General features: G+C 68.6%; 27 protein-coding genes. 15 read left to right on the top strand and 12 right to left on the bottom strand.

All coding sequences use genetic code 11. The annotated features are described in order from the left end of the window. Positions 1–97: 97 nt before the first annotated feature. Positions 98–1264: an LLM class flavin-dependent oxidoreductase gene (locus ACWDNU_RS12230; protein ID WP_449668846.1), complete on the top strand. Its 1167-nt coding sequence runs from the start codon at positions 98–100 to the stop codon at positions 1262–1264. A gap of 43 nt (positions 1265–1307) precedes the next feature. Here the strand turns inward: ACWDNU_RS12230 and ACWDNU_RS12225 are convergent, their stop codons facing one another. Beyond that, a complete protein-coding gene (locus tag ACWDNU_RS12225; RefSeq protein ID WP_449668845.1) occupies positions 1308–1892 on the bottom strand; it encodes a helix-turn-helix domain-containing protein in 585 nt (194 codons plus the stop codon). 118 nt (positions 1893–2010) lie between these two features. Continuing rightward, positions 2011–2484 (bottom strand): hypothetical protein, encoded by a 474-nt coding sequence (locus ACWDNU_RS12220; RefSeq protein ID WP_449668844.1) that lies wholly within the window; start codon positions 2482–2484, stop codon positions 2011–2013. 188 nt (positions 2485–2672) lie between these two features. On the opposite strand from ACWDNU_RS12220, the gene ACWDNU_RS12215 reads away from it, so the two are divergent. From ACWDNU_RS12215 to ACWDNU_RS12195, 5 genes are all read left to right on the top strand, one after another. Then, the gene (locus tag ACWDNU_RS12215) at positions 2673–3392 is read left to right on the top strand and encodes a GntR family transcriptional regulator (RefSeq protein WP_370937771.1); all 720 of its coding nucleotides are present in this window, start codon (positions 2673–2675) and stop codon (positions 3390–3392) included. Beyond that, positions 3389–4318 carry a carbohydrate kinase family protein gene (locus tag ACWDNU_RS12210; protein WP_449668843.1) on the top strand — a complete coding sequence of 310 codons (930 nt, stop codon included), beginning with the start codon at positions 3389–3391 and terminating at the stop codon, positions 4316–4318. Before ACWDNU_RS12215 ends, ACWDNU_RS12210 begins: the two co-directional genes overlap by 4 nt. Before the next feature lie 14 nt (positions 4319–4332). Further along, positions 4333–5355 carry an ADP-ribosylglycohydrolase family protein gene (locus ACWDNU_RS12205; RefSeq protein ID WP_370940475.1) on the top strand — a complete coding sequence of 341 codons (1023 nt, stop codon included), beginning with the start codon at positions 4333–4335 and terminating at the stop codon, positions 5353–5355. A 37-nt stretch (positions 5356–5392) separates the two neighbouring features. Beyond that, entirely contained in the window at positions 5393–6784 is a 1392-nt protein-coding gene (locus ACWDNU_RS12200) for a glycoside-pentoside-hexuronide (GPH):cation symporter (protein ID WP_449668841.1), read from the top strand. 149 nt (positions 6785–6933) lie between these two features. Then, positions 6934–7806, top strand: coding sequence for an alpha/beta fold hydrolase (locus tag ACWDNU_RS12195; RefSeq protein WP_449668840.1), 873 nt, complete (start codon positions 6934–6936; stop codon positions 7804–7806). Positions 7807–7863: 57 nt separating this feature from the next. On the opposite strand, the gene ACWDNU_RS12190 is transcribed toward ACWDNU_RS12195, so the two are convergent. Next, positions 7864–8073: a CsbD family protein gene (locus ACWDNU_RS12190; RefSeq protein WP_037812879.1), complete on the bottom strand. Its 210-nt coding sequence runs from the start codon at positions 8071–8073 to the stop codon at positions 7864–7866. Between the two features lie 184 nt (positions 8074–8257). On the opposite strand from ACWDNU_RS12190, the gene ACWDNU_RS12185 reads away from it, so the two are divergent. Continuing rightward, positions 8258–8719, top strand: a complete 462-nt coding sequence (locus ACWDNU_RS12185) for an Asp23/Gls24 family envelope stress response protein (RefSeq protein WP_449668839.1) — start codon at positions 8258–8260, stop codon at positions 8717–8719. A gap of 21 nt (positions 8720–8740) precedes the next feature. Here ACWDNU_RS12185 and ACWDNU_RS12180 read toward each other — a convergent pair whose 3' ends face one another. From ACWDNU_RS12180 to ACWDNU_RS12165, 4 genes are read right to left on the bottom strand one after another with little or no spacing between them, the layout of a single operon-like run. Further along, a complete protein-coding gene (locus ACWDNU_RS12180; RefSeq protein ID WP_449668838.1) occupies positions 8741–9235 on the bottom strand; it encodes a nitroreductase family deazaflavin-dependent oxidoreductase in 495 nt (164 codons plus the stop codon). 26 nt (positions 9236–9261) lie between these two features. Continuing rightward, entirely contained in the window at positions 9262–9768 is a 507-nt protein-coding gene (locus ACWDNU_RS12175) for a pyridoxamine 5'-phosphate oxidase family protein (protein WP_449668837.1), read from the bottom strand. 7 nt (positions 9769–9775) lie between these two features. Further along, a complete protein-coding gene (locus ACWDNU_RS12170; RefSeq protein ID WP_449668836.1) occupies positions 9776–10432 on the bottom strand; it encodes a TetR/AcrR family transcriptional regulator in 657 nt (218 codons plus the stop codon). Positions 10433–10481: 49 nt separating this feature from the next. Further along, the gene (locus tag ACWDNU_RS12165) at positions 10482–10919 is read right to left on the bottom strand and encodes a MarR family winged helix-turn-helix transcriptional regulator (protein ID WP_449668835.1); all 438 of its coding nucleotides are present in this window, start codon (positions 10917–10919) and stop codon (positions 10482–10484) included. A gap of 95 nt (positions 10920–11014) precedes the next feature. On the opposite strand from ACWDNU_RS12165, the gene ACWDNU_RS12160 reads away from it, so the two are divergent. Then, on the top strand, positions 11015–12271 hold the full coding sequence (locus tag ACWDNU_RS12160; RefSeq protein ID WP_449668834.1) for an alpha/beta hydrolase family protein: 1257 nt from the start codon (positions 11015–11017) through the stop codon (positions 12269–12271). Positions 12272–12309: 38 nt separating this feature from the next. Here ACWDNU_RS12160 and ACWDNU_RS12155 read toward each other — a convergent pair whose 3' ends face one another. Then, the gene (locus ACWDNU_RS12155; RefSeq protein WP_449668833.1) at positions 12310–13239 is read right to left on the bottom strand and encodes an NADP-dependent oxidoreductase; all 930 of its coding nucleotides are present in this window, start codon (positions 13237–13239) and stop codon (positions 12310–12312) included. 128 nt (positions 13240–13367) lie between these two features. Here ACWDNU_RS12155 and ACWDNU_RS12150 point away from each other — a divergent pair, with 128 nt between their 5' ends. The 6 genes from ACWDNU_RS12150 to ACWDNU_RS12125 all read left to right on the top strand — a co-directional run bounded on the left by ACWDNU_RS12150 (position 13368) and on the right by ACWDNU_RS12125 (position 17592). Continuing rightward, positions 13368–13868, top strand: a complete 501-nt coding sequence (locus ACWDNU_RS12150) for a MarR family winged helix-turn-helix transcriptional regulator (RefSeq protein WP_449668832.1) — start codon at positions 13368–13370, stop codon at positions 13866–13868. 31 nt (positions 13869–13899) lie between these two features. Then, entirely contained in the window at positions 13900–14544 is a 645-nt protein-coding gene (locus ACWDNU_RS12145) for a helix-turn-helix transcriptional regulator (protein ID WP_449668831.1), read from the top strand. 32 nt (positions 14545–14576) lie between these two features. Further along, positions 14577–15044: a DUF3291 domain-containing protein gene (locus tag ACWDNU_RS12140; protein ID WP_449668830.1), complete on the top strand. Its 468-nt coding sequence runs from the start codon at positions 14577–14579 to the stop codon at positions 15042–15044. A 109-nt stretch (positions 15045–15153) separates the two neighbouring features. Beyond that, complete coding sequence (locus ACWDNU_RS12135) at positions 15154–15633, top strand: DoxX family membrane protein (RefSeq protein WP_370937757.1); 480 nt, start codon at positions 15154–15156, stop codon at positions 15631–15633. A gap of 35 nt (positions 15634–15668) precedes the next feature. Continuing rightward, positions 15669–16886, top strand: coding sequence for a hypothetical protein (locus tag ACWDNU_RS12130; protein WP_449668829.1), 1218 nt, complete (start codon positions 15669–15671; stop codon positions 16884–16886). A 115-nt stretch (positions 16887–17001) separates the two neighbouring features. Beyond that, entirely contained in the window at positions 17002–17592 is a 591-nt protein-coding gene (locus tag ACWDNU_RS12125; protein ID WP_449668876.1) for a dihydrofolate reductase family protein, read from the top strand. Here the strand turns inward: ACWDNU_RS12125 and ACWDNU_RS12120 are convergent. Genes ACWDNU_RS12120 through ACWDNU_RS12105 form a run of 4 tightly spaced genes read right to left on the bottom strand, consistent with a single transcriptional unit; the run spans position 17579 to position 22608 of the window. Then, positions 17579–19333 carry a dipeptide ABC transporter ATP-binding protein gene (locus ACWDNU_RS12120; RefSeq protein WP_449668828.1) on the bottom strand — a complete coding sequence of 585 codons (1755 nt, stop codon included), beginning with the start codon at positions 19331–19333 and terminating at the stop codon, positions 17579–17581. The two genes, ACWDNU_RS12125 and ACWDNU_RS12120, sit on opposite strands and share 14 nt — an antisense overlap. A 1-nt stretch (position 19334) precedes the next feature. After that, positions 19335–20168: an ABC transporter permease gene (locus tag ACWDNU_RS12115; protein WP_449668827.1), complete on the bottom strand. Its 834-nt coding sequence runs from the start codon at positions 20166–20168 to the stop codon at positions 19335–19337. Continuing rightward, on the bottom strand, positions 20165–21103 hold the full coding sequence (locus ACWDNU_RS12110) for an ABC transporter permease (RefSeq protein WP_449668826.1): 939 nt from the start codon (positions 21101–21103) through the stop codon (positions 20165–20167). Before ACWDNU_RS12110 ends, ACWDNU_RS12115 begins: the two co-directional genes overlap by 4 nt. Next, positions 21100–22608, bottom strand: a complete 1509-nt coding sequence (locus tag ACWDNU_RS12105) for an ABC transporter substrate-binding protein (RefSeq protein WP_449668825.1) — start codon at positions 22606–22608, stop codon at positions 21100–21102. Before ACWDNU_RS12105 ends, ACWDNU_RS12110 begins: the two co-directional genes overlap by 4 nt. A gap of 170 nt (positions 22609–22778) precedes the next feature. On the opposite strand from ACWDNU_RS12105, the gene ACWDNU_RS12100 reads away from it, so the two are divergent. Continuing rightward, the gene (locus tag ACWDNU_RS12100) at positions 22779–23246 is read left to right on the top strand and encodes a hypothetical protein (protein ID WP_370937751.1); all 468 of its coding nucleotides are present in this window, start codon (positions 22779–22781) and stop codon (positions 23244–23246) included. Positions 23247–23274 lie beyond the last annotated feature (28 nt).

The following is a 23274-nucleotide window of genomic DNA, read 5'->3' as shown; positions in this document are numbered from 1 at the left end:
GGGCTTGACACTCCCCAGGTCGAGCCGCACAGTGTTGATATTAGTTACATTTTGCGTCTGCTCACAGCCCGGCCGAGCCGGGAGGGATGGAGGCCCAGTGCGGCACGGAGTGTTCTTCTTCGGCTCGGTCGAGATGCCGGACGTGCTCGCCGGAAACCCGGTGCCCGCCGCGCGGCGCCGCGCCACCCGCGAGCAGGTGTGGCACGCGCACGAGCGGCTGGTCGGGATGGGTGTGCTGGCCGAGGAACTGGGATACGACAGTTATTGGCTGGCGGAGCACCATTTCCAGCACGAGGGCTACGAGGTCGTGCCGAACGCGATGATGCTCGAGTCGCATCTGGCGGCGCGGACCTCGCGGATCCAGCTGGGGTCGATGTTCAGCATCGTGCCGCAGTGGAATCCGCTGCGGCTGGCCGAGGACTTCAGCAGCCTGCTCAACCTCTCCGGCGGACGCGCGGTGCTCGGCGTCGGCCGGGGCACGGTGTCTCGCGAACTGCGCAGCCTCACCGCGCATCAGGCGGACATCGGCGTGATGTCGTCCAGCGAGGAACGCAAGGTCATCGACGCGCACAACCGCGAGGTTTTCGCCGAGTACATGGACATCGTCCGCACGGCGTTGAGCCAGGAAACCTTCTCGTACAACGGAAAGTTCTTCGAGCTTCCGCCGCCGGACAACCGCGACCCCGACCACGAGGCCGACACGCTGACCCTGGTGCCGGGTCCGCTGCACCCGGTCGAGATCTGGCAGGCGGTCACCAGCCCGCCGACCCTGGACTACGCCGCCGAGGTCGGTCACGGATGCGTGTGGTGGAACCAATATCACGGGTACATCCGCGACCAGTGGGAGCGCTACGGCGAGCTGTACGAGCAGCGCCACGGCGTCCGGCTCGCTCCGGGACAGAACCGCATTCTGGTACTGCCCATGCATATCGCCGACACGCACGAAGAGGCTTGGCGCGTCGGGCGGATCGGGCACGACGAGTTCTGGAACCTGCTCGCGCCGTTCGGCTGGAGCAGCGGGTATCAAGGCGACGACGGCAACCGGGCTCCGGCTGGTTTGGTGCCGACGCTGGAGCAGTCCACGAAACAGAAGTGCTGGGCGGTCGGCACGCCGGAGGAGGTGGCCGAGATCGTGCAGCACCACAAGGACGCGCTCGGGCTTGAGCATCTGGTGGTGTTCCCGCATTTCCCCGGGCACACCTACGACATGGCCGCCGAGCAGATGCGGCGCTACACCGAACAGGTCGTGCCGCTGCTGCGCTGACCCGCTCCCGGACCGCGCGGCTCTCCCGGGGCCGCGCGGCCGGTCATTCCCCGGTGTTGATCAGCAGGACCCGGACCGGTTCGTCGCCCAGCCGGCGCCAGCGATGCGGCCGCGACCCCGGGTAGGTGGCGACATCGGCCTCGCCCAGCTGCTCGCGGCGCCCGTCGGCGAAGTCCAGCTCGATCCGCCCGGTGACGACGTACAGCATCTCCTGCCCGACGTGCTCGAAATACTCGCCGAACTCCGCCGGGCCGCCGGTGTATTCGATGGGCTGCACCGGAAAACCCGCCCGGGACAATGCCCGCGCCGTGGAACCGGTCGGGATTTCGGCCCCCGGCATGACCATTCCCTCGTCGGCCCGCAGCAATCCGACGCCCTGCTCCGCGGGCCCGGCGAGAAGGGCCGACACGGTGGTGTCCAGCGCGACCGCGATCCGCTGCAGAGTGCTGACGCTCGCGGCGGCCAGCCCGCGCTCGAACTGGCTGAGAAAAGCGTGCGACAGGCGGGAAACCTCGCCGACTTGCTTGAGCGTCAGCCCGCGGCCGCGCCGCAGTTCGCGCACCCGCGCCCCGAGCACCTTCGCCGGATCCGGCGCAGGTGCGGAATCGGGGGAGGGAGGGGTTCGCATTGGGTTGACTATACCGGAGCCGGGGTGTTCCGAAGTGGACTGTGCGGGGAAACGCCGTAATGGGAAAGGGAATTGACGGGAAGACGCGGCAGCCGCGGGGGTCTCCGGTGCCGCAAGCTCACCAGCAGGCCCCAGGGTAGGTGCGTCCGCCTCGGTAGACGCGTTCGAAAGCCTTGATCGAGCTGCAGAAGCCGTCGAGGACCTCTGCGTTGACGGCGTCCTCGACGGCCGCGCCATCCTGCAGCGCGGTCCAGACGCCCGGTGCTAGCTGCACTGCTCGGTTGGTGCCTTGCATTTGGAACCAATTGCGCACCTGACCGGGCAAGGACGAGACCTTCACGTCCTTCGGATAGCCAGCCGGCAGCGGTGCCTGCGGGACGCTCGTTGCCGGTGCTTCCGCGGCAGTGGGGAAACCCGTCGGGTCAGACGGCGGCGCGCTGGCGGGCGGCGTAGCGCTGGCAGGTGCGGCTGACGAGGACGGCGTGCCCGGCGAACTCGCTGATGGGGTGCCGGAGGTGGTGCACGCGGCGCAGGCAATAGCGCAGAGCGCGACGAGGAGCGTGGGCTTGCCGGGTCGTTCCAGGTGCGTCATCGCGATTGAACCTCCTCGGCCGTCAGGGACTCGGATCGGTCCTCCGCTGAGCGCCTGACCAGTCCGAGTGGTGCCCTTCGGGTCGGCGGCGGCCAGCGGACCGTTACTCGGCCGGACCGGCTCGCCGCCGAAAAGTGATCCCGGAAGGCCAAGGCGGGCTGGTTGACACACTTAGTACACTAAGTTGCATGACCGGTCGACCAAGCCGTGCGCCGCTCTATCGCACGATTCAGAGCGAGATCCAGCGCGACATCCTCAGCGGCAGGCTCAAGCCGGGGGACTGGCTCCCGTCGGAGAGTCAGCTCCGGGCGCAGTACGGCGTGTCCCAGACGTCCGTCCGGCGCGCCTTTCAGGAGTTGCAGCGGCTCGGGCTGGTGGAGCGGTTTCACGGGCGGGGCAGCATTGTCGCGTCCAACGAGATCCGCGCGATGAGCCCGATGCTCGGTCTTGGCCGCGAGCTGCGGCAGCGCGGCTTCGCGATCCGGCCCGAGCTGCTCAGCAATGCCGAGGAACCGGCGGACGAAGCGGTCGCCAAGGCGCTCGACCTCGAACCCGGCGACACCGTGAGCCACATCGAGCGGCGTTACTGGATCGGCGACGATCCGTTCGTCTTCCTCGACCACTATCTGGTGCAGCAGCCCGGAATCGACTTCGGCGAGTTCACCGGGGATTCGCTGTACGCCTTCCTCTCCGGCCGCGACGCGCAGCCCACGCACGCGCGGGAGCGGGTCAGCGCGGTCAATCTCTCCGCGGCGGAGGCGGAGCGGCTCCAGGTCGAGCCGGGCGTCGCGGCGATGCTGCGCGAGCGCACGTCGTTCGGCGCGGATCAGCGGCCGCTGGAGTTCACTCGCTACATCCTGCGCGGCGATCGCTACCACCTCGACATCGACCTCCGAAGCGAGCGATGAGCGCCCGGCCGCGGCTCGTCGTCGTGGGGGACGCGAGCATCGACTACTTCGTCCAGGTCCCGCACATCGCGGGCAACGACAACAAAGCCATCGGCTCCCTGTCCGGCGTCTACGGCGGCGGGATGAGCGCCAACCTCGCCGCCGCGGCCGCGCAGCACGGGATCGCGGTCGACTTGATCACGAAGACCGGAGCGGGACCGGACACCGACGAAGCGCTGGCCGAACTGCGCAGGCTCGGGGTCTCGCTCGAGCATTCCCTGCGCGACCTCGCGCATCCGACCTGGATGTGTTTCGTCCAGCTCGACGCGAGCGGTGAAAAAGCGCTGACCGGCGCCGACACCGGGATCAAGATTCCGGCGATCGAGGAGATCGACGCGTCGGTCCTGGCGGGTGCGGACATGGTCGCGCCGCTGGCCGACGATCTCGAGTGGGCGGCGGCCGTCGCCGAACTAGCACGGGGAGCGCGGGTAGCCGTCGACCTCGAACCGGACGCGTTCGAGCCGGATCAGCCGGAGTTCGCGCGGTTGCTCGGGCTCAGCGACATCGTCTTCCTCAACGCCGCCTCGGCGACCAAACTCGCTGCCACGCCGCGGGACGCCGCTCAACGGCTGATCGAGCTCGGCGCGGAGCTCGTGGTCATCAGCGAAGGAGCGCGCGGAGCGTCCACTGTGGACAAGAACGGCGTCGTCCATCGCGCGCGGTTGAACGGCGAGGTCACCGCCATGGATACGACCGGCGCGGGGGACGCGCTGGCGGGAGCGTTCCTGGGCGCGCTGCTCGGCGGGGCCGAAGTGGGCGAAAGCCTTCGCCGGGCGGTGGCCCAGGCGACCCGTTGCGTCACCGCTGTCGGCGGTCGCACTTATCTGTCCGGCTCGCAGCGCGGCGACTGGCCAGACGACCTGATCACCATCACGACTGAGAGGTAACCGAGTTGAATTCTGTGCTGCGTTCCAAGATCCACGGCAGTCTGGCCGCGGCCTGCCTGGCCGACGCGCTGGGGGCGCCCACCGAGGAACTGAGCCGGGACCAGATCCGCGCCGCGTTCGGGGGCTACGTCACCGAATTCCACGCCCCGCTCCCCGGCGCGCCCTACGCCAAGGGCCGCGCCGCCGCGCAGATCACCGACGACTCCAGCCAGATGATCCTGCTGACCCGCCTGCTCGCCCGCACCGGAGCCGCGCTGAGCCCGGACGACATGGCGCGGCTGCTGATCGAATGGTCCAAGAACGAGAACTACTTCCCGCACTTCGCCGGGCCGACCACCCGCGAGGCCATCGCGCGCCTGGAGCGCGGCGAGGACCCGCGCGAGGTCGGGAAGACCGGGACGATCATGACCCAGGGCGCCAGCAACGGCGCCGCGATGCGGGTCGGGCCGGTCGGGCTGTTTCACCACGGCGACCCGGAAGCGGCGGTCCGGACCGCGTTCACCACCTGCGTGCCCAGCCACAACACGCCGCCTGGCGTCGCGGGTGCCGCGGCCATCGCCGCCGCCGTCGCGCGGGCTTGCACTCCTGGCGCGGAAATCGTCGACATCGTCCGCGCCGCCATCAACGGCGCACGGGCGGGTGCTGAACTCGGTCGTACCGAAGGTCGTGACGTGCCGGGCGCGTCGGTCGAGCGCCGGATCGAGCGCGCGGTCGCGCTGGCCATCACGGCTCGCGACGACGAGCACGCCATCGACCTGATCGCCGGGGAGATCGGCGTCGGTCTGCCCGCCGCCGAGGCCGTGCCTGCCGCGCTCGGGTTCTTCGTTGCCGCGGGCGGAGATCCAGTGCGCGTCGCGCGGCTCGCGGCCAACGCGGGCGGCGACAGCGACACCATCGGCTGCATGGCCGCCGCGATCGCCGGCGCCTACCGGGGGATCGAGGCGATCGACGAGGCCGCCGTCGCCGAGGTGGAACGCGCGAACGATCTCGACCTGGGCGCGCTCGCCGACGAACTCCTGGCCGCGACCCAGCACTGACCCCTCTCCCCACCCCGATCCGAAGGGACGCTCGACGATGAGCGCACGCAGCGAAGAATTCGCCACGGTGAGCTGGAAGGAGCGCCTCTCCTTCGGCGGCGGTGACCTGGCCACGAACATCGCCTGGGGCGCGCTGGCCACCTACGTGGTTTTCTTCTATACCAACGTGATCGGGGCGGCGGCGTCGGCGGTCGGCACGATCGTGCTCATCGCGCGGCTGTTCGACGGCGTGGTCGACGTCGGCATGGGCGCGATCGTCGACCGGACGTCGACCCGCTGGGGCAAGGCGCGTCCCTGGGTGCTGTGGGCCGCCGCGCCGTTCGCGATCGCGCTCGTCCTGGTGTTCACCGTGCCGGGCATGGAAGCGACGCCGACGCTGGTGTACATCGCGGTCACCTACGCGCTGATGAACATCGCCCTCAGCGCGGCGGTGATCCCGTACGGAACGCTGAACACCCGGATGACGCGGGACTTCACCGAACGCTCCCGGCTCAACGTCACCCGGATGTTCGGCGCCACCCTCGGCTCGCTGGTCGTCACCGTCCTCACGCTGCCGTTGGTGAGCGCGCTCGGCGACGACCAGCGGGCGTGGATCATCACCTTCTGTCTCTTCGGCGCTCTCGCGGCGGTGCTGTTCTTCGTGACCTTCCGCAATACGCGGGAGCGCATCGTCGACACCGCGCTGCCGAAGGACCAGCCGGGGATCGTCGAATCGCTGAAGCTCGCGGCACGGAACCGTTATTGGCTGCTGCTGTTCGCGATCTTCATCGTGTTCAGTGTCGCGGAATCGCTCTACACCGGAGCGACCGCCTACTTCGCCCAGTACTTCCTCGGCAACGCCGGTTTCGCCGCGTTGATGTCGTTCATGCTCTACATTCCGGCCTTGCTCGGAATGCTGTTCATGCAGCCGGTGTACCACCGCTTCGGCAAAATCGCCCCGATGATCGTCGGCGCGGCGATCTTCGTCGCGGGCTCCCTGGTCATCGCGATCGACCCGACGAACATGACCCTGGCGGTCACCGGCTCGATCCTGCGCGGCATCGGGCGCATCCCGATCTTCGGCGCGATCTGGGGCATGCTCCCCGACACCATCGAGTACGGCGAATGGAAGAACGGCCGCCGCTTGGAAGGCGTGCTGTACAGCGCGGGCAGCATGGGGCAGAAACTCGGCTACGGCCTGGGCGCGGCCGTGCTCGGCTGGGTCATGGGCGCGGCGGGCTACAACGGCCTGAACCACACGCAGCCGGATTCCGCGCTGGCCGCGATCAACGCGCTGTTCGTGTACGTGCCGATGGTGTTGTTCGTGCTGCTGATCGTCCTGTTCTGGGCTTACCGGCTGGAGCGGATCTACCCGGCGGTGGAGAAGGACTTGGCCGAACGGCGGGCCGCAGCTGAGGAACGTTCGGTTTCCTTCGGGGAGCAGTCCTGAGGGAGCCGCTGGGTGGGGTTGGCCCTACCGCGTTCGGGCAGGCAGCGGTATCGCGCTCGACCGGATTGTTCGCGATGCTGGGATTGATCGCGCTCCATTGTCCACAAAGGACTTTTGGAGTGCGGTTCCTGGCGTGCGGAGGGGATTCGGTGACTGATTCTGGTGTGCGATGGGGAAGATCCCGTCGGCCTGTTGCCGTTCTGGCAGCGGCTGCGGTGCTGGCGAGCGGGTTGACCGCGTGCAATGCCGAGGCCGGTCCTTCGACAGCTGAGTTGCACCTGGTACCGGTCAACGGCCGCACCATGGCGTTTTCCGTTACGCCGGGCCGGTTGCCCGCGATTGTGCTCGACGCGGGCGGCGGAATGGATTCGGCGGAATGGAGCAAGATCGCCCCGGATCTCGCCGCGAAGACCGGATCCGAGGTGATCGCCTACGACCGGGCGGGGGAGGGCAAAAGCGACGAATCGCCCGGACCGTGGCGAGCGGACAATGCCGCTGCGGATCTCGCTGCCGGGCTGACGCAATTGGGCGTCAGCAAGAACGTGATCCTAGTGTCGCATTCCCTGGCGGGCGAAGTTGCTTTCTCCTTCGCCCGCAGTCACCCGGACCGGGTAGCGGGAGCGGTGCTCGTGGACGCCAACCTGCCGCAGTTCTTCACCCCGAGCGAGACGACGAAGCTGGTGGCGTTGAACGAGAAGCAGGTCGAAGATCTCAAGAAAGCGCCGTCGACCCGGCAGACGCGTCAGCTGCTCGCCCAAGCCGACGGTTACGGGCCGGTGCACGAGGCGTACCACAAGCTGACCTGGCCGTCCGGCATTCCCGCTGCCGTGATCGTGTCCGCCCGGACGCCGTTTCCGACTCCCGAAGACGCGCAGTTGTGGCGGCAAGCCCAGCAAGACTTCGCGCATGCCGAGCCGAACCGAACCCTGGTCACCGCTGAGCGCAGCTCCCACGACGTCCCGCTCGACCGTCCGGACGTCGTCGTCACCGCGGTGGAGAACCTGCTGAAACAGCTGCGCTGAAAAGCGAACGCGGGGCCTCGGCAATGGTGCCGGGGCCCCGCGTCCTCGGGAGGAAAGTCAGTCTTTCTTCAACGCGTTCTTGACTTTGCCCGCCGCGTCGCCGAGGGCGTCTTTCACATTCTCGGCGGCTTCCTTGATCCCGGCCTTCGCCTGGTCGGCTTTGCCTTCGTTCTCGAGCTTCTCGTCGCCGGTCAGCGAACCCGCCGCCTCCTTGGCCTTGCCGCCGAAGTCGTCTGCCTTGGCGCCGATCTTGTCGCCCATCGACATGGATGTCCTCCTTCATCGCCGAACAACGGACGCGAGAATGCGTCAGGGGTAAGGACAGCGCGGATCCGGAATCGTCACTCGCCCGATGATGTGATCGTCGCCACTCGTTCGGGGAGTGAGTTTCGCGCCGTTGCGGAGTCGAACCCGGTGAACCGCAACAACGGAAACGACCGGAGGAGATTCGATGGCTTCGACGACGGACGCGGCGGCCAAGTCCCAGGACGTGGAGAAGGTCAACGCCGGGCCGCTGACCAGTTCGCAGGGGACGACCACGGTCGCGGACGTGGTGGTGCAGAAGATCGCCGGGCTGGCGACGCGGGAAATCCACGGGGTCTACGACCTGGGCGGTGGCGCGGCTCGGGCGTTTTCCGCGCTGCGGGAGCGGATTCCGGGTGCGACGGCTTCGGCCGGGCAGGGCGTTTCGGTGGAGGTGGGGGAGAAGCAGGCCGCGGTGGACCTGCAGATCGTGGTGGAGTACGGGGTGTCGATCGCGGACGTCGCGCGCTCGATCCGGCGGAACGTGATCAGCGCGGTCGAAGGGATGACCGGGCTGGAGGTGGTCGAGGTCAACATCAACGTGGGCGACCTGCACCTGCCGTCCGACGACGAGGAGGACGCGTCCGGCGACAGCGGCCGGGTGCAGTGAACCCGGAGGCCAGGCTCGCGGTCAGCGAGGAGTGAGCACCACGACCGGGATCTCGCGGTCCGTCCACTCCTGATACTTCGCGAAGTCGCCGTACAGTTCGACCAGCCGCGGCCAGAGGTCGCGCCGCTCGTCCGCCGGCGCGACCCTCGCCGTGACCGGGACGTCGCGGCGGCCCTTCAGCTGCACGCGGGTTTCCGGCTCCGCGAGCAGGTTGAAGTACCACTGCGGATGCTTCGGCAGGCCGCCCTGCGAGGCGACGATGACCAGGTCGTCGCCGGAACGCAGGTACAGCAGCGGGGTGGTGAACAGCCGGCCGGACTTGCGGCCGCGGTGTTCCAGCAGCAGCGTAGGCACCGGCTTGCGGAAGCCGGCTCCGACGCGCCATTTGCTGCCGATCCGGCCGCCGGTCAGGGTGAAGACCTTGGTCTGGACCCTGGCCATGTACTTCATCATCGCCGCTGTCACCGGCGAGTCCAGGCCTTTCGGTGCTTGTTCGGGAAGGGAAAAGCGTCCCATTGTGACCTCCTGGCGGGGCGGAAGCGTCAGCTGGCAGGCGGTTGCGGGGCGGTCGATCCGGCGAGCGGCATCGGCGGCAGCCCGAGCTTGCGGTGGTCCCACGAACGGACCCGCTCCACGTCGACGCGGACCGCGACCCGCTTGCGGAGCATGAATTCCACCATCGGTTTCACCTCGTCGGTGTACTCGCCGTGGTAACGCTCCCAGATGTTGACCCCGACCGCCCAGAGCGCGTCCGGATCGTCGACGACCTCCGCCCGGCCCTCCAGCGAGACGCCGCGCAGGACGTCGTAAGTCAGGCCGTCCTCGATCAGCACCGTGACGCGCGGGTCGCGGCGCAGGTTGACTGCCTTCTGCGCCTTGGCTTTCGTTTCGAACCACAGCACGCCGTCGATGACCGCGAACCACATCGCGACCGCGTGCGGATGCCCGCCGGGGCCGAGCGACACCAGCGTCGCGGTGCGCTGGGCGGAAAGGTAGGCCGACACCTCCTCGGGCGTCATCTCAATCTGCGCTCGCTGCTTGGTTCCCATCGGTTCCTCACTTCCTGCGGCGGGCCCCGGGCGGGCCGGCGAGTACGGAGGTCACGACGTCGACGAGGTCGTCGACGATCTGGCCGGTGGTCCAGTCGGCCGCGTCCGGGCCGTGCAGGCGGCGGGTGCGGCCGACGTCGCCGAGGACGTTCAGCGTCACGGTCATCGCTTGGGACAGCCGGAAATCGAGCGTCCGGCGGGGGACGCCCGGGCTCAGCCGGTCCAGCAGTTCGACGAACGCGGCGTTGCGCTCGAAGAACGATTCGGCGACCGCGTCGAGTCCGTCGCCGCCGGTCGCCAGCAGTCGGCCGACCAGCCGGATCCAGCATTCGCCGCCGGATTCGAGCACCGCGACCACCGGCTGCACGAACGCGCGGGCCAGTTCGCGCGCGGTGACGTCCTTTTCGGGGAACTCCCGCAGCACCGCGTTCCGCTCGCCGGAGACCTGGCCGAGCCGGCTGCGCAGGACCGCGTCGAGCAGCCCTTCCTTGGAACCGAAGTGGTAGTGGATCGCCGCGACATTCGTCTGCGCCGCCTGCATGACGGTCCGCAGCGACACCGCGCCGACGCCCTGTTCGGCGAAAAGCCGTTCCGCGGCGGCGATCAGGCGCTGCTCGGTCGCCGCCCCGCGACTGGCGGGGATCCGCGCGGCTTCGGTGCCCATGACGCGGACTCTATCAGCCGATTCAATCAGTTGATAGAGTCCGTGATCGTCAGAGTCGGTCGTACAGTGCGGCCAGCCGGTCGAGCACCACGCCCGCGGCGTCGATCGCGTGTCCGTCGAGGTCCTCGGTCAGTTCGCGCAACCCGGCGGCGAGGACCTGCTCTCGCTCCTCGTGTCGTCGCCGGCCCGCATCGGTCAAGGCGACGATCGACGTGCGGCGGTCGCCGGTGGCGGCTCGTTCGCGCGTGACATAACCGGCGTTGGCCAGGCCGTTGACCAGTTGAGTGACTGCGGCTCCGGTCGTTTCGACGTGCCCGGCGAGCTGGTTGACCGTCATCGGCCCGTGTTCGGCGAGGCTCTTGAGCGCGCGGGCATGCGCGAGCGAAAGGGCTTCGGCGCTGCGGGTCGCGCGGCCGCGCAGCCGGGAATCGGCCGCGCTGAGCCGGTAAGCGGCTCGCGCGAGCCGGGTGATCGCCTCGTCGCCCATCGGTTCGCTCTCCTGTGGTGCCCGCCGCATTGCTTGCCGGGCGGAGTCTAGCCGTGGCACATTAGCTAAGTACTTAGTTAGTTGAGGAGGCGAGCATGACGACACGGTCGGCCGGGCAGAGCTGGGCCCTGGACATCGCACTGGCGCAGGGCGGTTTCGACGCGTTGCACCCGGAAGGCAAGGGCACGCTCGAACAGCTCGGGCACGATCACGCCGACTTCGACAAGGTGTTCGCGATGGTGCGCGCTGGCGCGATGCTGCCGAAGGCGTGGGCGGTTGTCGCTGGTCAGGCCGAAGAGCGGGCGACGCACCACGAGCGGCTTGGTTACCGCAGGACGGCGTCGGACCTGTATCTGCGGGCGGCGGTGATGTACGGCCGCGCGCAGTACTCGATCTTCGACTCCGGCGACGGGCGCAAGGCGAAGTTCCGCGAGCGCTGCGATTCGTGCGTGGCCCGGTTGGGGGAACTTCGCGGGAACACGGTCCGGCGGGTCGAGCTGGACTTCGAAGGCGGCAAGATCTTCGGTCTCCTGCATCTGCCAGCGCAGCCGGTTTCCGGTGCCCCGGCAGTGATTCTCGGTCCGGGCATGGACATGATCAAGGAGGACTACATCTTCGCGGCCGAGCGCTACTACACCTCGCGCGGAGTCGTGGCGCTGTCGATCGAGGGGCCGGGGCAGGGGGAGACCCGGGCGCGCGGGCTGACGGTGACCCTGGACAACTACGAGCGTGCTCTCGAAACCTATGCGGAGTATCTCGCCGGTCTGTCCGAAGTGGACGAAAACCGGATCGGCATGTTCGGCATCAGCATGAGCGGCTACTGGGCGCTGCGCGCCGCGGCGGTGGAGGGGACCCGTTTGCGCGCGGTGGCGGCGTTCGAAGCGGTGTCCGGTGATTTCGAGACGATCTTCGAACGGGCGCAGCCGAGCTTCAAGAACAACTATATGTACATGGCGGGCTATGCCGACGAGTGCGCGTTTGACCGCGACTTCAAGGAAAAGATGCCGCTGGGCGACCTGGTGACGGGCATCAGGTGCCCCGTGCTGCTGGGCATCGGCGAATTCGACGAGCTGACACCGGTGGAGAACGCGCTCGAGACTTACGAGAAAATCCGCGCTCCCAAGGAAATGCGCGTCTACGAGGACGAATTCCATCCGCTGGGCGGGACGGCGGCGGAGGTCTTCGCGTTCGGTGCGGAATGGCTGATGCGCGGGCTGGACGGGGAGTTCGACACGCCGGGCCGGGATGAGCGGTTCTTCGTCCACCGGGACGGCCGCACCACCGACGGATCGGCGGACCCGCGTTGGTGGCTCGGCGCGACTCCGGCTGGTTTGGCGAAGGCCCGGAGCTAAGCGGTTCGAGCGCTGAAGCCAGCGCTCGAACCGGATTTTCAGGGGATGAGGACGGTCTTGCCGACGAGTCGTCCGGAGGCCGCTTCGTCGTGCACGGCCGGGAGATCCGCAAGCGGCCGCCGGTCGGCGACGGTGATCCGCAACGTCCCCGCGTCGACGCGGGAGACGAGTTCGGCCAACTGCCCCGCGTTGCTGGTGACGAAGACCCGAGCCGGGCGGATCCCGCGTCCGGGGTTTTCCGGCGGGGGAGTGGTGGTGCTGACCAGCGCTCCGCCGTCGGCGACCAGATCGGCGAGCGCCGCGGTCTCTTCCGGAGTGGTGGGCACCAGGTTGAGTACAACGTCGAACGGCGCTCCGTCGACCGCGTCGGAAGCGAAGTCGAGGTGCCCGATGATCCGGTCGGCTCCGTAGTCGCGGAGGCGTTCTTCGGTGCGGGGGCTCGAGGTCGCAGTCACCGTCGCACCTGCTTGATGCGCGAGTTGAACGGCAAAGCCGCCGACTGCCCCGCCTGCGCCGTTGATCAGGATCGTCTGTCCTGCTTCCAGGCGAGCGTCGTCGAAGAGCGCCTGCCACGCGGTCAGCCCGCCGACCGGCAGCGCGGCTGCGTCGGGCAGGTCGACCGTCTGCGGGGCGGCAGCCAGTGATTCGGCGGGAACGAGGACGTACTCGGCCGCCGCGCCGTCGGCGTTCATCGGCAGGAACGCCACGACCGCGTCGCCGACCTGATGGCCGTCGACCTGGGGGCCTGGTTCGGCGATCGTCCCGGCGACCTCGATGCCCGGAATGTGCGGGAACGCCAAGGGAAACACCGCCTGCAGACCGCCCGCGCGGATCCCGAGGTCGACCGGGTTGAACGAGGTGGCGGCCACCTTCACGAGCACCTGTCCCTCGGCGGGTGCCGGCCGCTCGGCTTCTTCGAAGGCCAGGACTTCGCTTCCGCCGTAGCGGTGGTAGCGCACTGCTTTCATGTCATCCTCCAGAATGTGCTTCGAAGTTGAAGCAACCTGAGAACGAGTATGCTTCGATGTCGAAGCAATGTCTCGGGGATGTGGGGGCGGCCACAATGATTCGACTTCGAAGCATCTAGACTGACGGCATGGCGGACGCGCTGGAGCCCGGGCAGCTCAACACCTACTTCTCGCTGATGGAGGCCGTGAGCCTGCTGCAGCACGCCGTCACGCAGCAGCTGCAGGCCGAGGGCGGTCTCAGTTATGTGCAGTTCGAGCTGCTCGCCCGGCTCTCTCATTCGGACGGGCCGCTGACGATGACTGAGCTGGCCGACGGTGTCGTCTACAGTCGCAGCGGCCTGACCCATCAGGCGGGCTTGCTCGAAAAGGCGGGGCTCGTCACCCGCGGGCCCAGCGCGGAAGACCAGCGGGCCACCGTCGTCGCTGTCACCGAGGCGGGGCGGGAGCTGGTCGAGAAGGTGCTTCCCGGGCACGTCGAGGTCGTCCGCCGGCTGCTGGTCGCCCCACTGTCCACTTCGGACCTGGACGCGCTGGGCGGCATCATGGCCCGCGTCCGCGACCACATGCGTGCCGAGCCGCCGCGGTCGGTCGCCACTCGCCGGAGCTCGGCGAGAAACGAGCACCTCTAACGCGCATCCTCGTTGTTCTTAGACTGGCGGCGTGGAAGACATCGAGGCGATCGCCGTCCTGCAGGATCCCGTCCGGCGGCGGCTGTACGACTACGTGGTTTCCCAGGACCACGACGTGAGCCGGAACGAGGCGGCCGAGGGGGCCGGGATCCAGCGCACGCTCGCCGCCTTCCACCTCGACAAACTCGTGGACGCGGGGCTGCTGGAGACGGAAAGCAAGCGGCTGAGCGGACGTTCGGGCCCGGGTGCCGGCCGTCCAGCGAAGCTCTACCGCCGGTCCGCTGCCGAACGGCAGTTCTCCGTCCCGGCGCGCGACTACCGCACCGCCGCGGATCTGCTGGCCGAGGTCGCGGAAGTCGCCCGGCTGGACACCGAACTGCAGGCCGCCGCCCGGCGGGAGGGCCGCGCCGCCGCGGGTCCGGTCGAAGACCTCGCCGCCGCGAAGGAATTGCTGGCCGCCCGCGGCTACGAGCCACGCCTGGACGACGACGTGCTGCGCCTCGTCAACTGCCCCTTCCATGTCCTTTCGCAGCGGCATCCGGGGCTGGTGTGCGGCATGAATCTGGCGCTGCTGGAGGGACTGCTCGAAGACGCCGACGGCCTGACTGCCCGGATGGATCCGCGCCCGGGGTTGTGCTGCGTCGTCGTCGAGCGTTCTAAAAATAATGAGAGTTGACATAGAAGGTCCGGCGATGGTGAGGTGAAGGAGTGACGGAACATCACCTCGCCCAGCTCAACGTGGGCATCCTGAAATTCCCGCTCGCGGACGCCCGCATGCACGGCTTCACGTCGATGCTCGACACGCTCAACGAAGTCGCCGACAACGCGCCCGGCTTCGTGTGGCGCCTGGTCGAGGACGGCGGCAACGACGCCACTGCGATCCGGACCTCACTCGGCGACGACGTCCTGGTGAACATGTCGGTGTGGGAAACCCGCGACGCCTTGTGGGACTACGTCTACCGCAGCGGCCACCTGGACATGCTGCGCCGCCGCTCGGAGTGGTTCGAACTGCCGAAGGCCCCGTTCCAGGTGCTGTGGTGGGTTCCCGCCGGGCACGTCCCGACGGTCGAGGAGGCCGTCGAGCGGCTGGAACTGTTGCGGGGGAAGGGGCCCTCGCCGAGCGCGTTCGGTTTCCGGGACAGCTATCTGCCCGAAGGCGCCGCCTCCGCGCCGTGAGGCGGTCTCGTCGCGCGACACGTCCGGTGGGTCGCCCGGACCGGTGCGCGGGATGGCTAGGGTGTCCGGCGTGGCGAACATGTCCCGTTGGTCGGATGAGAATGGCGGCTTGGACTTCGGTCTGCTGGTGCTGCGGCTGATGCTGTCGGTCGCGATGGGAGCGCACGGGCTGATGCAAGTCTTCGGCCTGTTCGGCGGCGCGGGAATGGCGCACTTCGAGAACCTGTTGCGGGGCTACGGGTTCAGCCACAACATCGAGTTCCTGACGTGGCTGACCGGCATCACCGAGGTCGGCGGCGCGGTCCTGCTGGCACTGGGCCTGCTGACCCCGCTCGCCGCGGCCGGCCTGCTGGGCGTGGCACTGAGCGCGGTCCGCGTGAAGTGGGAGGGCGGCCTGTTCGGCAGCACCGGCCCGGGATTCGAACTGGAACTGACCCTCGCGGCGATGGCGTTGGCCCTGCTGCTGACCGGCCCCGGCTGGTATGCGCTGGACCGCCACACGGCTTGGCGGCAGAAACCGCTGGGCTTCGCGGTGGGCGGGCTGTTCCTGTCGGTTTGTGCGGCTGTGGCGGTGGGATCGCTTTTCTGACCGTGGGCGGCTGGCCTGTCTGGCAGGCTGGGCTGGTGTTTGCACGTGATGACAAGGGTGTCGAGCTGAACGCTGGGTTCTCCGTGGCGTCCGACAGCGGGCGGTTGAGCCTGGTCATGGAGAGCGCAGGCGGCCAGAGTGCCGGGCCGAAGCCGCGGAACTACCAGTACAACGCCGCCTTGGAGCTGTTGCTCGAGCGCCTTCGCGACCGGCAGGCGGTCGTGGTTTCCGGCGTCGTGGCGTCAAGGCCGACCGCTCACCTGTCCGAGGAAGAGCGCAGCATTGTCCCGGCTCCGATCGTGTTGGCCGATGAGCCGGACATCGAGCAGGTGCGGCGGCAGATCACTCGGGCACAGGGGAAGATCGGCCTGAAAGACGGTGCAAAGGAGGGCAACAACCAGAAGCGGATCGAGCTGCGGCTGGAAGTTCCGGGCTACGGGCCGGACGATGCGGCCCGGCTCGCGGCCGACCTGGCAGAGCCCGCCCCGGTGCTGCACGCAAAGGACCTGCTCCGGGGTCTCACTGGCGAGACGATCTCGTCTGCCGTCGGCGAGGAGAACCGGATCCTCAAGGTCGATGACGAGTCAGTGCTGGTAGGAACCGACCAGTCGCCGGAAGGGCAACCCGTCCCCCTCGACCAGGTCCAGCGCGGGCTCGACGTGCTCGCCCTGGGAGGCGCACTCGAGGTTTCGGTTGAAGGACTCGATCACGGGAGTGCTTTCGTCGAGGCGCTGCTGGAAAATTTACCGCACGTCAGCAGGGTCGAGTCCCCGACGACGCTCACGCTGGACAGCTCCGGCGCCGCACCCGAGGCGGACGTCCACTTCGGCGAGCTGGACGTGAAGACCCAGGTCAAGGTCCGGACTGAGCAGGCCCGGCTCCGCAAGCTGCTCGCCGACGGACGCACCTCCGCGCCCTGCGCGTTGTGCGGCGACGAGTTCCCGTTGGAGTTCCTCGTCGCCGCGCACGTGAAGAAACGCGCAGCCTGCACCGATGCTGAACGACGGAACCTCCGCGACATCGCCATGCTCGCCTGCGGCTTAGGCTGCGATCTCCTGTACGAATCCGGCTGGGTCACCGTGGACGAAACCGGGCGCATCCAGACCGTGCGGCTCGACGAGCTTCCCGCCGGAAGCCTGAAACTCCGCATGCGGCATCTGGCCGGACGCCGTTGCGGAGCACATCGGGAGGCGTCCGAACCGTACTTCGCGTGGCATCGCACGACCACGTTCCTGCGTCACCTGGCGGGCTGACCTGCGGAGAATCCGCCACGGATAGCGTTCGCCGCACCTTCCCTGCTATCGTCCTCCCAACCGCTTGCAAATCGCAATCACTCGGGAGGCCGCCGTGCCGGACACGACTTGCCATATGTCGATTTCGCTGGACGGCTTCGTCGCCGGGCCGGGGCAGAGCCGGGACGAGCCGCTCGGGGTGCGGGGGCGGGAGTTGCACGGCTGGCACATCGGCGATCCCCGGGCGAACGACGCCGACAAGACCGCCACCAGCTGGCTCATGCGTCCTCGCGGCGCGTACGTGATGGGGCGGAACATGTTCGGCCCCGTCCGCGGCGACTGGGACGAGGACTGGTCCGGCTGGTGGGGTGCCGAACCGCCGTATCACGCGCCGGTTTTCGTGTTGACTCATCACGCTCACGAGCCGATCCCGATGCAGGGCGGGACGACGTTCTACTTCATCACCGACGGCTTCGATGCTGCTTATGCGGCAGCGTCCGAGGTTGCGGGGGACAAAGGCGTCGACATCGCTGGCGGGGCGTCGACCGTTCGGCAGGCGCTGAACGCTGGGGTGATCGATGAGCTCACGCTCGACATCGCGCCTGTTCTGCTCGGGTCGGGCGAGCGCATGTTCGACGGGGTGGAGTCCTTCGGCTTCGAGCCTGTCGAGGTGCTGCATTCGCCGTTGACCACGCACATTCGCTACCGCCGGGTCAGCGAGGACTGATCTCTGGGACGTCCAGCGTCGCTGCGAGCAGGCTTCTCGTGTACGCATGCGACGGCGACGTGAGCACCTGGTCGGTTCGTCCGGATTCGACGGCCCGGCCTTCGCTCAGCACGACGACCTCGTCCGCGATGCTGCGCACCACCGCGAGATTGTGCGTCACGAAGATCATCGACGGGCCGTCGTCCATCAGGGAACGCAGGAGTTCGACGACGGACGCTTGCACGGAAACGTCCAAAGCGGACGTCACCTCGTCGCAGATGATCAGCTTCGGCTCGCACACCAGGGCCCGGGCGATGGCGACTCGCTGGCGTTGTCCGCCGGACAGTTCCGACGGGTAGCGGTCAGCCAGCCGCGACGGGATTTCGACGCGGTCGAGTGCGGCGCGGGCCCGGCGGCGGCCTTCGCGCGCGGTCACGCCGAAGTAGTGGCGCAGGGCGATCAGCAGGCCGTCCTCGACGGTCCGATGTGGGCTCAACGAGCCATAAGGATTCTGGAAGACGTACTGCAGTTCGCGCCGGGTGCGGGAGTCTCGCCGGGCGGCGGTGGGCGGGACTGGCTTGCCGTCGAAGGTCACGTCGCCGTGCTGCTCGGAGTGCAATCCGGCCAGACAGCGGGACATGGTGGTCTTGCCGCTGCCTGATTCGCCGACCACGGCGAGGCATTGGCCTGGCCGCAGGTCGAAGGAGACGTCGAAGACGACCTGTCGTCCGTGGTAGCTGGCGTTCAGCCTGGAGACCGACAACAGGGCGGCCTGGTCCGCGGGAGGCACGACGGGCTCGGGAGCGCGCGGCACGCTCAGGAAATTCCGGGCGACTTCCTCGGCGTGAAGGCACCGTGCGAGGGCTCCGGAGGGCGCGAGTGACAACACTGGATATGTTGTGTCGCAAGATAAAGTGGCGTAGTCGCATCGCGGCGCGAAGGAACACCCGGCACGGGCGTCGTCGATACTGGGGGCCCGGCCGCGGATGGGGACCAGCCGGTGCCGGTGGGTCGCGGACGGCACGGCGGCCAGCAATGCGCGGGTGTAGGGATGCGCGGCGCGAGTGAGCACAGCGCGGGCGGCGCCGTGTTCGACGACTTCGCCGCCGTACATGACCATCACTTGGTCGGCGACGTCGGCGACCACCGCGAGGTCGTGCGAGACGTAGATCGCCGCCAGGTCGCGGGTCCGGCACAGTTCGCGCACCAGGTCGAGCACCCGGGACTGGGTGGAGGCGTCGAGTCCGGTCGTCGGTTCGTCGAGCACGATCAGCCGCGGACCGGCGGCGATGGCCATCGCGATGGCGACCCGTTGCTGCTGGCCGCCGGAAAGCTGGCGCGGGCGGCGGCGCAGGAAGGCGTCGTCGCTGGGCAGCCCGACGGTGTCCAGCAACTGCCGCACCCGGGGCAGCGCGGGCGGGTCCAATCCTTCGGTCAGTTGGGTCGAGACGCGCAGGCTCGGGTTGAGCGCGGTCGCCGGATCCTGCGGTACATAAGCGACTTTCCGGCCTCGTGCGCGGCGCAATTCCGCTGGCGGCAAGGAAAGCAGGTCTACTCCGTCGACGACGACCTGGCCGCCGGTGATCGTCGCGCCGGTGCGGGCGAAACCCAGCAACGCGAGCGCGAGGGTGCTTTTGCCGGAACCCGATTCGCCGACCACGCCGAGGACTTCGCCGCGGCCGAGTTCGAAGCCGAGGTCCTGCACGATGGCGTGTCCGGCGGCTTCGACGGTCACGCCCGACACCACGACTTCCTTGGCCACGTCAGCTCTTTCCTTCCGTGCGGCTGACCGTCCGGGCGACGGACTCGGCCACGAGGTTGCCGCCGAGCGCCATCATGAGGATCAGCACGATCGGCGCCAGCACCGGCAGCGGCGCGACGGCCAGGCCGTCCTGGTTCTCGCTGACCATGAGCCCCCAATCCGGCGCGGGCGGCGTGATGCCGAACCCGAGATAGTTCAGCGACGCGATCGCGGTGACCGCCCACACCAGCCGCATCCCGGTTTCCACCATCAGCGGCGACGTCACGCCGGGCAGTACCTCGCCGAGGACGATCTGCCGCCCGGGCAGGCCGTTCGCCTTGGCCCACAACACATACTCGCTGTCGAGCACCGGCAGTGCCGCGCCGCGCAGCACGCGGGAGACGCCGGGGGCGAACGCGACTCCGACGAGCGACGCGGTGAGCAGCGGATGGCGGCCGAACGCGGCCACGAACACCAGCACGAAGATGGTCTCCGGGAAACTCAGGACGATATCCATCGCTCGCATGAGGACGGTGTCGGCGAGGCCGTCCCGGTAGGCCGCGGCCAAGCCGATGAGCGCCCCGAGGACCACGCCGATGCCGGTGGCGAGGAGCGTCATCCAGGTCAGGGTGCCGCCGCCGGACAGCAGGCGGCTGAGCACGTCCCGGCCCAAAAGGTCGGTGCCCAACGGGAATTCCGCGCTCGGTCCCTCCAGCGGAGGCGCGACGATGGCGGTCGGCGGCCACGGTGCGAGCAGCGGGCCGAAGACGACGATGAAGGCGATCGCGGCGAGCAACCCGAGCCCGAGCCGCGCACGACCGGTCCGGGCCGCACGGCGCACCACCGAAACGCTCATCGGGTCCGCCCCGCCGCGGCGAGGACGTCCGCGAGGAGATTGCACAGGTAGTACGTGGCCGCGAGGATGAGCACACACGCCTGCAGTACCGGCAGATCGTGCGCGTTCACCGCACTGACCAGAGCGGTGCCGAGCCCGGGATACGAGTAGACGTATTCGACCACCACGACGCCGGTGATCGTGACGGCCGCGACCAGACCGGCCGCGGGCAGGCTCGCGGCGATGGCGTTGGGCAGCGCGTGCCGGAACAGGATGCGCCGCCGGCTGAGTCCTTTGAGGACTGCCATCTGCACGTATTCGCTGTCGAGCGCGTCGATGACCGAAGCGCGCACCAATCGGCCCAAGTACATCACCCCCATGAACGTGAGCGTCGCGACCGGCAGCACGAGTTCGGCCGGATGCCACCACGGCAGGTCGCCGGGCGGGATGTCCGAGACTCCCGGCAGCACCCCGAGCAGCGAGGTGGCGAAGAGCGCGATCAGCAGCATCCCCACGACGAACGGCGGCAGCGCCATGCTCAGCGACGTGACCGCGACGAACGCCTTGTCCGCGAAACTGTCGCGGCGCGCGGCGCTCAGAACCCCGGCGACCACCGAGAGCGGCAGGATCAGCACCATCGAGACGAAGCCGAGGGTGAACGAGTTCACGATCCGCGGCCCGAGGATTTCCGCGACGGGTTCCTTGTTCTGCAGCGACACTCCCGGATGCCCGGTGAGCAGTCCACCCAGCCAGCGGCCGTACTGCTCCAGGAGCGGCTGGTCGAGCCCGAGCTGGTGACGCAGGTCCGCCACCTGCTCGACGGTGGCGTCCTTGCCGAGGACGATGCGCGCCACGTCGCCCGGCAAGGCTTGGGTCACCAGGAAAACCAGCACCGAGACCAGAAACAGCACGAGCACGCCGAGCGCGAGCCGCCGCACGAGCCAGCGCGCGGTCATCCGACGGTCACGTCGGTCAGGAACGACAGCGGACGGCCGTTCACATCCGGCACCAGACCCTGCACTGCCGCGCGGTGCGGCAGGAGCACGTCGGAGAACGCGGGGATGATGTACGGGCCGTTCGTGTACTCGATTTCGTGCATCCGGTTCATGAGCGGGCATTGCTGCTGCTCGGGCGACCGGAACAGTTCACCGGCCAGGCCCGTGAAAGCAGCGTCGTTCCAGTGCGCGGCGTTGCCGACCCGGTCCGGCAGCAGCCCACCGAGCACGGACGGCAGGTAGGGGACCGGGTTGTAGTCGACGAAAGCAGGCCACTGGCCCCATTTCGCTAGCAGTTCCGGCGTCGGGACCACGTTGACGGTCACCTTGACGCCCGCCAGCGCGGCGTTCTGCGCGAAGACCTGCGCCAGCTCCGACATGCCGGGCAGCAGGCCGTCGGTGGTGATCGCGAACGACAGGTCGCTTTGCCCGGCCTCGGCCAGCAGCCGTTTCGCGGCGGCGATGTCCGGGGCTCGCTGCGGGAGGTTCGGCGCGGCGCACTGCGGAGTGGTGGTCTCGTAGTCGTTCGCGATCCGGGCGTAGCCGCTGAACACATTGGACACGATCTGCTGCCGGTCCACCAGCAGCCGCAGGGCCTGGCGCACCCGGACGTCGCGGAACGGCGCGACGGCCGTGTCGAGCCCGATCTGCAGGCTGAAAGTCCCTTTGCTGTCGAGCAACTGGATGCCGCTGCGGCCGACGAGAGACTTCGCGATCGTCGGGGTCGTGTTCGACGCGATGTCGACCCGGCCGGACAGCAGCGCGTTCGCCTGCGCCTGCTGGCTCTGGTATTCGATCAGCCGCACGGCGGCGAGCTTCGGTTTCCTGCCCCAGTAGCCGTCGAATCGCTCCACTGTCGACTCCCGGCCCGCGGCGAACGACTTGACCGCGAACGGCCCGGTGCCGATCGGCTTCGCCGGGGCCGACCCGGTTTTGGTCATCGGCAGCAGCACGCTCGTCCAGATGTCCTTGAACGGGCTGAACGGTTCGGTCAGCCCTGCCCGGACGGTGAGCTTGTCCACCGCCTGGACGGTGGCCGGGTCGATCATCTGGATCAGCGCCAGGCCCTGCGCGGCGTGGGCGGGATCGCGCAGGTACTTGATGCTCGAGACGACGTCGGCGGAGGTGAACTCGGTGCCGTCGCTGAACTTCACGCCGGGGCGCAGGGTGATCGTCCACTGTGTCCGGTCGGCGTTCGGCGTCATGCCGGTCGCCAGCCGCCACTCGGTCCGGCCGTCCGGGCCGAGCGCGGTGAGCCCCTCGAAGACCAGGGAACTGCGCAGCTCCTGGATCGGGCCCTGGTTGCTGGCGTAGGGGTTGAGGACCTCGCCCGCGTCGGTCGAGACGGAGATGCGGAGCGTGCCGCCCGCACCTGCGCCCGCGGCCGCGTCGTCGGGACGGCCGCAGCCGGCGAGCAGCGCGGCGGCGAGCAGGAGGGTTGGCAGGCATCGGGGTCTGCGCGACACTGGGAACCTCCAGGGAAGCCAGAAATCTAAGCCGTTAGATCTGCCCGGCGTCGCCACAGGGTACGGCCAGTTCCGGCACGAGGGAAGAGTCTACAAGTGGAGAAGCTAATCGTTTAGAGTGAGCGGCGACCGGCTCGGCCCCGTCCGGGAGCAGAGGAGGAAGCAGCCGCATGACCAGTCCGTACGAGCACCTGTTCGTGAGGAAAATGCCGAACTGTCTCGACGACCTCGTCAACGAGGGCGCCGCGGCAGGCGTCGTGGAACCGCCCAACGTCGGCGAATCGCTCGCCCTCATGCGCGCGAAGGAGGTGCCGGAGAGCAAGATCCACCTCACCTACACGTGGATCAGCGAATGCGACACTCCGGTGCAGTGGGTGAAGGAGCATCAGCACGACTACGACGAGGTCCTGATCTGGCACGGGAACAACCCGGCGGACCCGGACGACCTCGGCGCGGAGATCTACCTCGACGTCGAGGGCGTCCGGCATGCGATCACCACGAGCGGCTCGGTCTACCTGCCCGCGGGCACCCGGCATTGCCCGCTCGGCTTCACGCGGGTGGACCGGCCGTTCCGGTTCAGCGCGCTGTCGCTGAATTCGGAGTACGCCTCGGACGAGCACAACACTCTCGCGCGGTAGCGAGACCGCCCCGTCGCGGATTCGCCGT

This window comes from Amycolatopsis sp. NPDC003676, assembly GCF_053587275.1.
This window is presented reverse-complemented; position numbering and strand designations above follow the sequence as displayed.

Coding starts and splice junctions, on each gene's coding strand:
- ACWDNU_RS12225 (WP_449668845.1), bottom strand. CDS start 1,892: ATGCGAACCCCTCCCTCCCCCGATTCCGCACCTGCGCCGGATCCGGCG.
- ACWDNU_RS12220 (WP_449668844.1), bottom strand. CDS start 2,484: ATGACGCACCTGGAACGACCCGGCAAGCCCACGCTCCTCGTCGCGCTC.
- ACWDNU_RS12215 (WP_370937771.1), top strand. CDS start 2,673: ATGACCGGTCGACCAAGCCGTGCGCCGCTCTATCGCACGATTCAGAGC.
- ACWDNU_RS12210 (WP_449668843.1), top strand. CDS start 3,389: ATGAGCGCCCGGCCGCGGCTCGTCGTCGTGGGGGACGCGAGCATCGAC.
- ACWDNU_RS12200 (WP_449668841.1), top strand. CDS start 5,393: ATGAGCGCACGCAGCGAAGAATTCGCCACGGTGAGCTGGAAGGAGCGC.
- ACWDNU_RS12190 (WP_037812879.1), bottom strand. CDS start 8,073: ATGTCGATGGGCGACAAGATCGGCGCCAAGGCAGACGACTTCGGCGGC.
- ACWDNU_RS12185 (WP_449668839.1), top strand. CDS start 8,258: ATGGCTTCGACGACGGACGCGGCGGCCAAGTCCCAGGACGTGGAGAAG.
- ACWDNU_RS12180 (WP_449668838.1), bottom strand. CDS start 9,235: ATGGGACGCTTTTCCCTTCCCGAACAAGCACCGAAAGGCCTGGACTCG.
- ACWDNU_RS12175 (WP_449668837.1), bottom strand. CDS start 9,768: ATGGGAACCAAGCAGCGAGCGCAGATTGAGATGACGCCCGAGGAGGTG.
- ACWDNU_RS12170 (WP_449668836.1), bottom strand. CDS start 10,432: ATGGGCACCGAAGCCGCGCGGATCCCCGCCAGTCGCGGGGCGGCGACC.
- ACWDNU_RS12165 (WP_449668835.1), bottom strand. CDS start 10,919: ATGGGCGACGAGGCGATCACCCGGCTCGCGCGAGCCGCTTACCGGCTC.
- ACWDNU_RS12160 (WP_449668834.1), top strand. CDS start 11,015: ATGACGACACGGTCGGCCGGGCAGAGCTGGGCCCTGGACATCGCACTG.
- ACWDNU_RS12155 (WP_449668833.1), bottom strand. CDS start 13,239: ATGAAAGCAGTGCGCTACCACCGCTACGGCGGAAGCGAAGTCCTGGCC.
- ACWDNU_RS12150 (WP_449668832.1), top strand. CDS start 13,368: ATGGCGGACGCGCTGGAGCCCGGGCAGCTCAACACCTACTTCTCGCTG.
- ACWDNU_RS12125 (WP_449668876.1), top strand. CDS start 17,002: ATGTCGATTTCGCTGGACGGCTTCGTCGCCGGGCCGGGGCAGAGCCGG.
- ACWDNU_RS12115 (WP_449668827.1), bottom strand. CDS start 20,168: ATGAGCGTTTCGGTGGTGCGCCGTGCGGCCCGGACCGGTCGTGCGCGG.
- ACWDNU_RS12110 (WP_449668826.1), bottom strand. CDS start 21,103: ATGACCGCGCGCTGGCTCGTGCGGCGGCTCGCGCTCGGCGTGCTCGTG.
- ACWDNU_RS12100 (WP_370937751.1), top strand. CDS start 22,779: ATGACCAGTCCGTACGAGCACCTGTTCGTGAGGAAAATGCCGAACTGT.